Here is a 13,695-nt window from a genome sequence, read left to right as displayed (position 1 = left end):
ATGAGAAACCAACACGGTGAAACAATGAATTCAGCCAATCCGGGTCAAATAAAAAGTGAACCTGCGACTTTGGCGACTCGCTTTAATTTTAAATTTATCTGGATGGTTAGCCTAATTGCCGCAATGGGCGGTTTTTTATTTGGCTACGATTGGGTCGTTATCGGGGGAGCAAAGCCCTTTTATGAAGCCTATTTTGGTTTACACGGTATAGGTAAGGAGTGGTTAGCGGGTTGGGCGATGAGTTCAGCGCTAATAGGATGTTTAGCCGGAGCCTTACTGTCGGGAGCGATTACCGACAAGTTGGGGCGAAAAAAAATACTCGTCATAGCGGGTCTGATGTTTACGGCATCAGCAATATGGACTGCACTTACTCAGACTTTCGACAGTTTCATTGCTGCGCGTATTTTGGGGGGAATAGGTATTGGCTTAGCCTCCAACGTATCGCCCATGTACATTGCTGAAATTTCGCCCTCACACTTGCGCGGGCGGTTTGTTTCCATTAACCAACTCACGATTGTATTTGGGGTGCTGGCTGCACAAATTGTGAATTTGGCGATTTACAATTCTCATCCCTTAGAAACGCAAGCGTCGGCAGAGGCCATAATTGACACTTGGAACGGTCAGTATGGTTGGCGCTGGATGTTTGGGGCGGAAGCGATACCTGCTGGGTTGTTTTTTGTGCTGGCATTGCTGGTACCAGAATCACCACGCTGGTTGTTAAAACAAAATAAAGCTACGCAAGCGTACGGCATTTTACAAAGAATAGGTGGGCAGCAATACGCCGCCCTTGAAGTAAAAGGCATTGAGAAAACTGTCAAAGGTCGCGAATATACAGGCAGTGACAATGTGTTTTCCTGGCGTAGCTTGCGCAATTCCAAGTTGAAAAAAGTAGTTGGGTTTGGGGTGTTCATAGCCGTATTTCAACAGTGGTGCGGGATCAACGTTATCTTCAATTATGCTCAAGAAATATTTGCTGAAGCAGGCTACGACGTAAGTGGCATGATGTTCAATATTGTTATCACCGGAGTTGTAAACCTCACATTTACCTTTATTGCGATTATAACCGCAGATCGCTGGGGCCGCCGCCCGCTAATGCTTTTTGGCGCTGCTGGACTTATGGTTACCTATACCGTACTCGGCACGTGTTATTACTATGAAATAAAAGGAGTTTTTGTATTAGTTGTGGTGTTGGTCGCCATTGCCTGTTACGCCATGACACTCGCTCCTATCACTTGGGTGCTGCTATCTGAAATATTCCCCAATCGCATTCGCGGTGCAGCTATGAGTATCTGTGTCTCAGCCTTATGGGTAGCCAGCTTTGGCCTAACCATCACTTTCAAACCTATTAACGCGATACTCGGCGCAGCAGGGACATTTTGGTTGTACGGGGTTATCTGTTTTGTTGGGTTCATGTTCTTTAAAGCTATGGTTCCTGAGACTAAAGGTAAGTCTTTAGAAGACATCGAGAGGGAGCTAGTTGACTAACTTACAGCATTAGTTGCTGTTGAGTGTTTAACAGCAGCAGAGTCTTCTTGCAAATCGTATGAGCATAGCGTTGTTTACCAATGAGAAAAAATATGGAATTAGTAACTGCAATAAGGCAGGCGATTACATTACCTACTTATAAACTGGGTGATCCAGAAAAGAACCCTTTATTCTTTGAAAAACGGGTGTATCAAGGCTCTTGTGGCAAAGTTTACCCGGTCCCTTTTATCGACAAGGTGTTCGACCATCCTGAACCGGTGGATTACGACTCGGTCACATTGGAAAATGACTATGTTCGTCTGGTCATGCTGCCGGAAATTGGCGGTCGTATCTTATTGGGGCAAGACAAGGTAAATAGCGATTACGATTTCTTCTATCGCCAAGATGAAATTAAACCCGCGTTGGTCGGCCTAGCCGGCCCTTGGATTTCTGGTGGCGTGGAGTTTAATTGGCCGCAGCATCATCGGCCGGGTACCTATATGCCAACAGATGTGCATATTGAGCAAGAAGCTGATGGCGCACAAATCGTTTGGATGTCTGAGCACGATCCATTAAATCGAATGAAAGGGATGCATGGTATACGGCTGGAGCAGGGTTGTGCTTTAGTTGAATTAAAAGCACGTTTGTATAATCGCACCCCCTATACCCAAACTTTTTTATGGTGGGCTAATGTTGCCGCCGAAGTGCATGATAACTTCCAAAGTTTCTTTCCTCCCGATGTGCATTATGTGGCCGACCACGCTGTACGAGCAATGAGTAGCTTTCCTGTCGCCAATAATGACTATTACGGTGTGAATTATGCCAATCGTCCCGGTGCCAATGACTTAAGCCAATATAAAAATATCCCCGTTCCTACAAGTTATATGGTGTGCGATACACAGTTTAACTTTTTCGGCGGCTACGATTTTGATGCGCAAGGTGGGTTTATTCACGTTGCTAACAGGCATGTTGCACCGGGAAAAAAGCAATGGACATGGGGTAATGATGAGTTTGGCTGGGCATGGGACCGCGAATTAACCGATCGTATTGGGAAAAACGGACGACCTGCACCTTATATAGAGTTAATGGCGGGGGTGTACACAGATAATCAGCCCGACTTTACCTATTTGCAGCCCTATGAAACCAAAACCTTTTCGCAATATTGGTGGCCCTATAAGAAAATTGGGCCAGTGCAAAATGCCAATAGAGACGCTGCGGTGCGCTTGGCGAAAAATACTGATGGTAGTCTGGATATAGGCGCAGTAGTCTCTCGTAATATTGCTATGGCCCATATAGTTTTGCGCGAAGGCGATAAGGTGCTTTTGGATGAAACCGTTGAGCTAACGCCTGATAAACCTTGGCATAAGCCCTCTATCAATCTTGAGTTTACAGATTTCTGCGCCCTTGAGTTGACGGTTGTTGATTTAATTACTTACAGGCCGGTAAACGTTGATGATCTCAAACGCAACCGAAATGTGGCAACTGAACCCCCTTTACCGCATGAAATAGACTCCGTTGATGAGCTATTTTTAACTGCAGAACACCTCGAGCAATACCGTCACCCAACTCGTTACCCTGATCTGTATTGGGATGAAATGCTCAAACGCGATCCATTAGATTGTCGCGCCAATATTGCCTATGGCCGTAAAAAACTCAATCAAGGTTTATTAGCAGATGCTGCCCGATATTTTACCAAAGCTATTGAGCGTTTAACTCTTCGTCACCCCAATCCCTATACCGGTGAGGCACACTATTATTTAGGTTTAGTTTATCGCTTCCAGGGCAAGTTTGAAGTCGCTTACCAAGTGTTCTACAAATCAACATGGGACTTTGCTTGGCGCGCAGCAGCGTTTCATGAACTGGCAATGCTAGATTGTCGAAAAGGAGATTATCAACAGGCGTTGACTCATATAGAAGCTTCGCTCGATACCAATCGACAGAACAATAAAGTACTTGTTTTAAAGGCTTTGGCAATGGCTGAGTTGGGCATGGACAACCGCCAAGTTTTAGCGGATATTCTCATGCGCGACCCGCTGGATCATTGGGCTCGTTACGTGTCTGGCGATGTTGAGGGAATGATGCAAAAATCTCGCAATGATGCGCAAACCGTTCTCGACTTGGTTTATGACTTCGTAGATGCGGGATTTAAAGCTCGCGCATTGGAGCTATTAACGTTGCATCACCAACATACCGTGTTGGACGTAGCGGTGCCGAACCCTTTACAAACGTCGCAGATAACTCACTATGCTTTTGCTTGGTTAAGCAATGATTTGGCTTATCTTGCTAAAGCCCGCAGCTTATCGGCTGACTATTTATTTCCCTCGCGCTTGCATGATCAAATAATGCTGGAATGGGCATTATCGCAATCGGGCAAAGATGCCAATGCAGCCTTTGGTTTAGGTAATTATTATTACGACAAAAAGCGTCATCAGGAAGCCATTGCTGTATGGCAAAAATACCCAGACACAGGCACTATTTGGCGTAATTTGGGTATTGCACAATGGAGTGTGAATAAAGATGCTATGGCTGCCCGACGAGCTTATAAACAAGCTCTGCAATTAGCGCCTAATGATGCGCGTATTTTTACTGAGTATGATCAGCTACGAGAAAAGCTAGGTGATGAAGCCTCGGCGAGATTAGTTGCATTGGAATCGAGGATGGAGCTCGTTTCTGAACGCGACGATTGTTCGGTAGCTTTAGCAACCCTCTATAACGACACCAACCAACCACAAAAAGCGTTAGATTGGTTGATGAGTCGGCGTTTTCATCCGTGGGAAGGCGGTGAAGGTAAGGTATTAAAGCAATATACCCGAGCACATCTCATGTTAGGTGAGGCGGCGCTAATGGCTAATAATGCTGAGCAAGCGTTGACGCACTTTTGTCAAGCGATGCAAACCCAAGAAAATCTCGGTGAGGCCTATCATTTGCTGCAGGCAAAGGCTGATGTGAACTATTGGAAAGGTAAAGCATTACGCATGTTAGGCAGAGAAAAAGAGGCCCTCGTTTGCTTCACCGACAGTGCCAACGAGGCTGGAGACTTTGTTTCGATGGCGGTCTCTGAACACTCTGAGTTGTCATATTTCCGTGGGCTGTCATTGCTGGCGATGGGGGAAAAAGAAGAAGCTTTTGCACTATTTATCCAGCTAAAACAATACGCAGAAAAACAGTTACAGCAACCGACAAAGATTGATTATTTTGCGACATCGTTACCATTGCTGTTGGTGTTTGAAGATGACTTAGAGCTAATTAAGCAACAGCAAATGAATAATCTGATACTGCTGGCGAACAAAGGATTGGAGCAGGTTTCTTTATGTGGAGAACCAAAATAATGAAATATAAAGTCACAAGTTTGCAGGTTGTTGCTTGGGTGATAATAGCGGTAATGCTGCAACTTACCGGATGCACTAAACAAGCGCCAATTCAAACTACGCATACCATTAATTTGGCGGGCACATGGCAAATTAAACTCGACCCCGATAATGTGGGTATCGAACAGAACTGGCAAGATCAAACATTTTCCGACACTTTCCAGTTGCCAGGAGCTTTGCAAGCGCAAGGTTATGGTAACGTTCCCGGCCCTGATACAGAATGGTATGGCAACGCCGAGTGGGCCGGGAAGGGGGGGTTAAATGGTTGGGGGCCTGAGTGGCTGGACAACTATAAGAAGAAAGGGGTGTTCAGAATGCATCACTTTTTGCGTCCTGATCGTCACTACATTGGTGCGGCATGGTTTACCCGTACTTTCGAAGTTCCCGAAGCTTGGCGGGGTAGACCAGTTTCCGTTTCGTTTGAGCGTGTTCATTGGGTATCGCAACTTTGGCTGGATGGCATACATCTAGGACAACAAACCAGTTTAGCGGCCCCGCATCAATATGAGCTCGGGGTTCTCGAACCGGGAACGCATAAGATCACATTACGCGTAGACAATGATGAATATGTGCACATGGGTTACAACGCGCATTCAGTGTCTGAGCAAACCGCAGGGACTTGGAATGGAGTGGTGGGTGCCCTCACGTTGACAGCTCACCCCGATGTGTGGATTGAGCGTTTTACGGTTTCGCCTAAACCTGTCGATGGAATGTTAAGAGTAAGCCTTGAGCTGGGTAAAACTAATGCCGCTACAGGTAGATACAGTCTTAGTTTGGACGCAATTGGTGCTAGCGAGGGTAACAATCACGACCCAAAAGAATTAGTGATAGAAGGTGATGTTGCAGAACTGAATGATGAGTTACTACGCATTGATTACCCTATGACTGCACAGGCCAAGTTATGGGACGAATACGAGCAAAACTTATACACTATCGACGCAAAACTGGAAACTGCCACGGTAAACGATTCTCGTCAACTTACCTTTGGTTTACGTGACATGACCACGGATGGCCGCCATTTTCGGGTAAATGGCTTTAAAACCTACATACGCTCTGTTGATGACTGTGCGGTAATGCCTGCCACAGGATATGCGCCGATGGATGTAGCATCATGGCGCAAGGTTTGGCAAACCTACAAAGAGTTTGGCTTGAATCTGGCGCGCTTTCATTCTTGGGCGCCACCTGAAGCCGCGTTTGTAGCAGCAAACGAAGTAGGGATCTATTTAAAACCTGAAGTCGGTGAATGGGGGCCCGTGAAAACTCAAGAACAGTTCGACTTTATGCGAGCAGAAGCCAAGCGAATTCTGGATACCTTTGGGCACCATCCAAGTTTTGTGCAATTAGGCCTTGGCAACGAATATGACGGGGATCATGCCTTTTTCGAAGCCATTATCAACGAGTGGAAAGCCTATGACGATTCGAAATTATATATTGTTAAAGCTAATTCATGGAGCCCTGATAATGCCGATTTTCAAGTTCAGCGGGGCATATGGCCTGAGCGCTCTATAAAACTGCGCCACCAATTTGGCTGGCCACCTAAGCCGGATCGCACAGAGTTTAATTTATCGCCTCCTAATACTGCTATTGATTGGCGCGAAGCTAGCTCTAGTTTTGATGTTCCGCTTATTTCTCATGAAATTGGCCAAATTTGTACTTATCCCAATATCGATGCCGAGATTGATAAGTACAAGGGGTACTTAAACCCTGATTACCTAGAAATTGCGCGCGATCAGCTAAAAGAGAGGGGCATGTATGATCTGTTACCTGCAATGGTAGAGTCGTCGGGAAAATGGCAAGTTGAGCTAATCCGCGAGACCTTTGAAGCCAACTACCGCACGCCGGACATGGCAGGGTTTTCATGGCTTTCCCTGGCCGATTTTACTGGGCAAAGTAGTGCGCCTGTTGGTTTGGTTGACCCATTTTACGACCCCCATAGCTACGTTGACATCGATTATGTGCGCCAGTGGAGCGCACCAACAGTATTATTAGCGCGTATGCCAAAACGCGTGCTTACTCAGGGCGAGACCTTTACCGCGGGTATTGAAGTGACTCACTTTGACAGACATAAATTAGTGCTGAACGATTTAGTGGCAAGCCTTCGTACTGAAAGTGGCGAAGTTGTTAAGACCTGGAATCTACCCGCCAACAGCTTTCAACAAGATAGCGCGCAAGCTATTGCCACGATAGAGCTTGCTTTGGCTGACATTGCCGCTCCTGCGAAGCTAAATTTGCTGGTGGAATCGCCGGAAAATAACCTGAAAAACGACTGGAATATCTGGGTATATCCCGATACCAAAGCTCCAAGTTTCCCGGCGAATATTTATGTTACTAAAGTATGGAATAAAGCTACCCAACAGCGCCTCGAAGCTGGAGGAACAGTGTTGTTGCTTCCAAATATAGGTGATATGAAAGGCGATTTACCTAGCATGTTCACCAATCACTTTTGGACTTCCATTGGCGATAAAGGTGGCCAGTCTTCGGCATCGGGTATGCTAATTGATCCCAACCACCCGTTATTAGCCCACTTTCCAACCGATGCGCACATAAACTGGAATTGGTGGGACATTCTGAACAACGCGCAACCCATGATTTTGGATTCTTACGATTCTATTCATCCATGGCCCAAAGGCTATCGTGCTTTGTTACAGCCAATTGATACTTGGAAGATCAACCGCAAGTTGGCTCTGATTGTTGAAGCTAAGGTGGGCAAAGGTAAATTATTAATCAGCAGTATAGATTTGGAAAATGACTTGCAAAATCGCCCGGCAACTCGGCAGTTGCGTAGGAGCTTGGTCGCTTATATAACTTCAGACGACTTTAATCCAGAGTGGCAGATTAAGCCCGAGGTTATCAGCGAAGTATTTTCGAAAGAAACCGGTCTAGAAGAGCCGATTGATTTTGGCGCGAACGCATTGCCGATAGATAATTAATTTGAGAGTCAAAGCAGCACGGTTTTTTAAAGGTGACATATGCCACGTTATAAAATATTGAATGTTAAACAGTTATGCCTGTACGCGGTAATAAGTAGTAGCTTATTTTCATGTAGTATTAGTGAGCCAACAAAAAATACTGTCCAAGCGGAGCCTATACAACCCAAAAACGTGTTGTTTGTCTTGGTTGACGATCTTGGCATAAAGGACCTTAGTATTGAAGGCTCTAATTATTATGAAACGCCAAATATCGATGCGTTAGCCTCTAAAAGTGTGCGATTTACTCAAGGGTATGCTGCTTCGCAGGTTTGCAGTCCGTCAAGGGCGTCCATCATCACCGGTAAATACGTCACGAATCACGGGGTGACTACCTGGATTGGTGACAAAGCTGGCCCTGAGTGGCGAGCACGCAATCGCAATGACAGTCACGATCCCGCATTATATCAACACTTTGTATCAACAGATGAAGTGACCATTGCCGAGAAGTTTCGCAAAAGTGGTTACGATACGTTCTTTGCTGGCAAGTGGCATTTAGGGGGAGAGGGCTCTAGCCCAGAAGACCACGGTTTTAACATAAACGTTGGGGGCTGGGATTCAGGCTCGCCTAAGGGCGGCTATTTTTCGCCTTATCAGAACCCAAAACTAGAAGACGGGCCAGTTGGTGAATCGTTAACTCTGCGTTTGGCAGAGGAGACAGCTGCTTACATTGGCAGGCGAAAAGCAGACAAGCCGTTCTTTGCGTATTTGTCTTTCTATGCGGTTCATGCCCCTATCCAAACGTCGAAAACACTTTGGCAAAAATATCGTGATAAAGCAGAAGCTCAAGGGCTGGCAGAAAAACACCAGCGGTTTAAGTTTGATCGTCGCCGCGCCGTACGACAAATTCAAGACAACCCAATTTTTGCGGGCTTAGTGGAATCGATGGATACCGCTGTCGGCATAGTGTTGGATAAGCTAAAAGCGACAGGGCTAGATAATAATACCATCGTGGTCTTTACTTCGGATAATGGGGGGTTGTCGTCAGGCGATGGTTATGGCACTGCCAGCCTGCCATATCGGGGCGGTAAAGGCAGACAGTTTGAAGGCGGCATTCGCGTACCTTATTACATTTATGCACCAGGTATGGCTGCCAATGGTTCTGATGTTGCTACTCCAGTATCAGGTATAGATTTATATCCAACCCTGTTGGATTTGGTCGGTATCGCGACTAGCGTTGAGCATCAGCTAGATGGTGTTAGCTTAAAGCCACTTTTAGCCGGTGAAAAAATAGCCGAGCGACCACTTTTTTGGCATTTCCCTCACTATGGTAATCAAGGTGGAGAGCCGTCTTCGATGATCAGACAAGGCGATTGGAAGTTAATCTATTATCATGAAGATCAACGTGTTGAGCTGTACAATTTAGCCAAGGATATTGGCGAGCAAAGCGATTTGGCAAAGAAACAACAGTTGATTACCACTCAACTAAAGGCGCAATTAGATGCATGGTTGTTAGCAACCAATGCCCAATTCCCAACACCAAATCCAGAGTATGATCCTACCAAGCGTCAAGCATTGCTTGAACGTCTGGAGCGCGAAGTTATGCCCAAAATGAATAAACAGCATGATCAGTACCTGAACAATGATTACAACCCCAACAACCGGTGGTGGGGAAGTGAAGACCAGTACTGATTAGATCATAAACAAGGGTAGACTAAGATAAGTTCATCAGTTAGCAATGTAGCTGCATTGCGCGGTATATTCTGAAGCGTTGATAAATTACAAATACCCATTCTTGCTGTATCTTCCGGTGACCGATATGGCGCAGCAAGAGAATCACAATTATTATTTAGAGAATATTTGTCGTTCAAATGTGAGGAGTGCTTGTTCCCAAGAGTTGCGCGATTAAAACAAGCGTTTATTTTGCCGCTCAATTTCTTACAAACTGAAACTTTGTTCTAATATTCGCTTGATTTTAAGCCAGTGACATGCACTGCGGATGATAGCATTTATCAGACTTTTTTTTAGAGGCTTTCCGGTACAATGAACTTTTCGCTTGCAAAATGTTTTTAATAACTGTCCCTCATCTTCTTGCCAACACGAAAATATAAGAGTGCACTCTTCACTTTCCTTTAGTTGTCAACATCCAGCTTTAATCCTAGTAGTTACCAACTATCTAAGTTGTCATTCTATTGCAAAATGCACTTAGGGTGTCGCAGGGCTCAATGATTACTTTTGATTGAAATGTACGGTATATTGGAATATTATAAGATTGTTAATGATCGTGCGTGATTGAAAAGGGGTTGTTTATTTAGTGTTAATTTGGATGGGTTCTCTAGTCTTAGACAAGGGCTATGTAGTGTGTACCAGCTTTTGTGTGATGGTTAGTTCTGAGTTGGTTTCTGCCAACATCACGCAGAGAATTAGCGAGAGATTGAATGCCTCTGTTTGCCGGTTGCTTAACGGCCACGCAAAGGATTCGTAAAATCTATTAGCCATAACGTTAAACTTACAGACGAGTACACTATGATTCAAAGATTGATTACGCACGCGCCATTGGTATGGTGCCTATTGCTAGCAACATTTTTGCTAAGCACATTAGCCCACCAAGTTAAAGCAGAAGTAACTTTGGAATCGACAATAAAAATAGCTGACAATGCGTTACATTTTGACGGTGTAAAAGTAGGTGCTAACACGCCCGACAATGGCACTGAAAAATACGACTATTTTTATGGACCACAGATATCAGCCCATGGCGATAGTATTAAAACCTATAAACACTATATATTCACAACTTGGTATCGTGGCGGTAAATACGATCGCCATGTAATGCTAACTCGTTACAACACTTTAACCGGTACTAAAGCAACTATTGAATTCCCGCATCGCCACACTGGATTTGTCGGTAAAACACACATAGGTGAGTCACATAACACCATAGCGGTTGCAGTCAGCCCAATTAACGGCACTATCCATCTATTATATGATATGCATAGCTATCGTGATCAGGGGGCATTCAAAAACGATTTCTTTCGCTATAGCTATTCAGTTCCAGGCGCTGCGGAAGTATCTGATAGCGACTTTACGCTTAGCCAATTTGTTAAAGATACCAGCAGTATTAGTCAAGGCCCTGACGACTATAAACATGTTACGATGACAGGTAACCTAGCGGACGTTCTTGATGACACTAGATTAACTTACCCCAAATTTTTTACTAACTCAGACGGCGTACTACTGTCTTACATGCGAAATGGCAGAGACAATAATGGCCGTTACGTATTTAACCGTTATGATGCAGCGAACCAAAAGTGGTCTAAGTACACGACGTTCAATTCACTAGATGCTCGTGATAAAGGAAACGACTACAATTGGGGGCTGTACGGAAATATGAAATACGTCGCAGGAAAATTGCGCGTTGGTTTTCAGCAACGTACAGACTTAACAGACGACAGGTATAGGTATCAGAATGGTGTGTTTTACGCATATTCTGATCACCCTGAAGGTAATGGCAGCTGGAAAAATCATGAAGGTGAAGTCATAACCTTTCCACTTGTTAACTCAGACGAAATTAAAGTGTTCGAGCCTGGAGATTATGTAAGTCATGAAGAGGCCAACTCTGTTTTCATGGTTGGCAACTTTGACTGGACAGTAACTGATCGCGGCGACATTCATGTTATAAGCAAAGTTCGTTCTACTAATCGCGGCCGTTCAGATTTTCAACAGGTGTTTATTCATTCCTACAAGCCAATTGGAGCGTCAGAGTTTATTCATTCAACAGAATTTACTGGTGCTAAAAGTCTTTATACTTCTGGGAATAATGTCTATGTTATTGGTTTGAATGCCTCAGGACGTCCCTTTGTAGAAAAAACTGAGGGTGGCACTAATAACTTTACCCGCGTATACGATGGTAATTCTGGAACGCAGTTTTCTCACGGTGTTCCATACATCAGCCAAGGAAAACTCTATTACTACCTTATGGAAAAAGCTGAAGGTAGTGCTCGTCCTGTTCATGTACAAATCATTGATTTAGGTCTCGAAAGCAATGAAAACGTACCGGAAGTGAAGTTCCCTTGGCCATCAAAAACTGTTGATGAGGGTTTTGAGAAACTTATTTTAGAAGTTAGCGCAACACCTGTTGAAGGTCGTACCATTGAATCAGTATCGTTATACATTAATGATCAATTAGTTCGCGTTGACGATTCATATAAATTCTTATTTGGCCACTCAAGCAAACCGCATGAAACAGGCGCTATGGGCTGGTTAGATACGCACAAACCAAACCCAAATCCATTACCTGCTGGTACGCATGAGTTTAAAGCCATAGCGCTCGATAGTGAGGGCGATATAGGCATTACTACTATGTATCTAACGGTCAAATCTAATGGGCCTATTGTTGAATTTCCAGAAACAGAAATGACGGTTGATGAAGGTTACAAACAACTAGAATTTAGAGTAAATGCGAGCAGTCCAATTGAAGGCCGCACCATAGAATCTGTCACGTTATATATTAACGATAAATTCGTGCGTAAAGACACTAAACCTTCTTGGCATTTTGGTCATAAATTTAATGCCCATGAAACAGGCGCTATGGGTTGGATTAGTTGCGATCAAGATCCTGTACCTAGTCCTTGCCATCAGCCAAACCCAAACCCACTAACGGAAGGTGTACATATTTTTAAAGCAGTTGCTGTTGATAGTGTTGGTGATTCAAACGAAACGATCATGAAGCTTATTGTTAAGGGAAAACCTAAGCCTCCTGTTATCACATGGCCTGAAGATACCGTTACTGTATATGAAGGTTATCCGCAATTAATGATCATTTTAAAAGCTTCATCACCAAATCTAGACGGCTCAATCAAATCAGTCACCTTGTATCGCAACGGTGAGTTAGTGCGGGTAGACACAAGGCCTTCATGGAACTTTGGCCATCCATACGCACCTCATGAATTTGGCGCGATGGGCTGGATAAGCTGCGATCAAGATCCTGTACCGAAACCATGTCATCAACCCAATCCTTCACCATTAGGGGTTGGTACACATACATTCACCGCAGTGGCAGAGGATAATATCGGCTTACAAACATCTGTAGACATGACACTTATTGTTGAGGAAGTACCAGCGCCATATGTGGCCTTCAATGACGATGAAATAGATTTAGCGGTTGGTTATAAGTCGCTATCAACATCGGTGACGACTGAATCAGTTGTTAGCTGGGTCAGCACTGAGCGTGTTGATTTGTATCTAGACGAAAATCTAGTACGTGACATTTACGAAGCTCCATACACATGGGGAGGATATGACTATCCAACAGAGCTGCTTGGTGCAGCTGCCGGTACTCATACCTTTAAAGGAGTAGCGACAGATAACAACGGTAATTCTTCTGAAGTTATAAAGACTTTTGTTGTCAAACCAAGTGTTATTTCGGTTGATTCTGAAGCGGAAGGTTACGAGGCCTCAAATTTATTTGATGGTATTACTAGCGACGACTCTAGCTGGTCAGCAGCACGAAATGGCACAAAAAATGTCGTAATAGATTTGGGTGAAGTGAAAACGATTCTTGGCACTAGACTTTGGACGACAGGAGGCATGCCCGTTAAATATGAAGTATATGTTTCTGATTCACTTGATGAACAATTTATGAAAGTAGCGAAACATCAAAATAAAAACGATGACGTTCAGCCAACTGTTACTGACTTTTATGCAGAAGGTCGTTTTGTTCAGTTGAAGGCAATTGGTAAATGGCCAAATATCAATGAACTGGAAGTGATGTTCGAATAATCATTAATTACAAAGTCCGCTAAACTATTTAGCGGGCTTTGTCGCAATGAATTTTTCATTTCTAATGCCAGTAGGCTAACAGCAAAACAATCTATACTCTGAACCCAATTCTTGCCAATAACTCAATCGTTGGCCATTTATACGCATACCTACAAACGATATCGGGCACAGTAAACATT

General features: G+C 44.2%; 5 protein-coding genes. All 5 read left to right on the top strand.

What is annotated here, in order from left to right; translation table 11 throughout:
- The 5 genes from GVO63_RS09425 (at position 1) to GVO63_RS09405 (ending at position 13,516) form a co-directional block, all read left to right on the top strand.
- Positions 1-1,485, top strand: coding sequence for a sugar porter family MFS transporter (locus tag GVO63_RS09425; protein WP_201281896.1), 1,485 nt, complete (start codon positions 1-3; stop codon positions 1,483-1,485).
- 92 nt (positions 1,486-1,577) lie between these two features.
- A complete protein-coding gene (locus GVO63_RS09420; RefSeq protein WP_159579375.1) occupies positions 1,578-4,793 on the top strand; it encodes a DUF5107 domain-containing protein in 3,216 nt (1,071 codons plus the stop codon).
- A complete protein-coding gene (locus GVO63_RS09415) occupies positions 4,793-7,762 on the top strand; it encodes a hypothetical protein (RefSeq protein ID WP_159579373.1) in 2,970 nt (989 codons plus the stop codon). Before GVO63_RS09420 ends, GVO63_RS09415 begins: the two co-directional genes overlap by 1 nt.
- Before the next feature lie 39 nt (positions 7,763-7,801).
- Positions 7,802-9,430, top strand: coding sequence for a sulfatase (locus GVO63_RS09410; RefSeq protein WP_159579371.1), 1,629 nt, complete (start codon positions 7,802-7,804; stop codon positions 9,428-9,430).
- 834 nt (positions 9,431-10,264) lie between these two features.
- Entirely contained in the window at positions 10,265-13,516 is a 3,252-nt protein-coding gene (locus tag GVO63_RS09405) for a BNR-4 repeat-containing protein (protein WP_159579369.1), read from the top strand.
- Positions 13,517-13,695 lie beyond the last annotated feature (179 nt).

Origin of the sequence: Alteromonas sp. KUL106 (assembly GCF_009811415.1) — a bacterium.
Taxonomy (GTDB): domain Bacteria; phylum Pseudomonadota; class Gammaproteobacteria; order Enterobacterales; family Alteromonadaceae; genus Alteromonas.
This window is presented reverse-complemented; position numbering and strand designations above follow the sequence as displayed.

Bases quoted from the DNA above. Each gene is read 5' to 3' on its own strand.
- GVO63_RS09420 (WP_159579375.1), top strand. From the start codon at position 1,578: ATGGAATTAGTAACTGCAATAAGGCAGGCGATTACATTACCTACTTAT.
- GVO63_RS09410 (WP_159579371.1), top strand. From the start codon at position 7,802: ATGCCACGTTATAAAATATTGAATGTTAAACAGTTATGCCTGTACGCG.
- GVO63_RS09405 (WP_159579369.1), top strand. From the start codon at position 10,265: ATGATTCAAAGATTGATTACGCACGCGCCATTGGTATGGTGCCTATTG.
- GVO63_RS09415 (WP_159579373.1), top strand. From the start codon at position 4,793: ATGAAATATAAAGTCACAAGTTTGCAGGTTGTTGCTTGGGTGATAATA.
- GVO63_RS09425 (WP_201281896.1), top strand. From the start codon at position 1: ATGAGAAACCAACACGGTGAAACAATGAATTCAGCCAATCCGGGTCAA.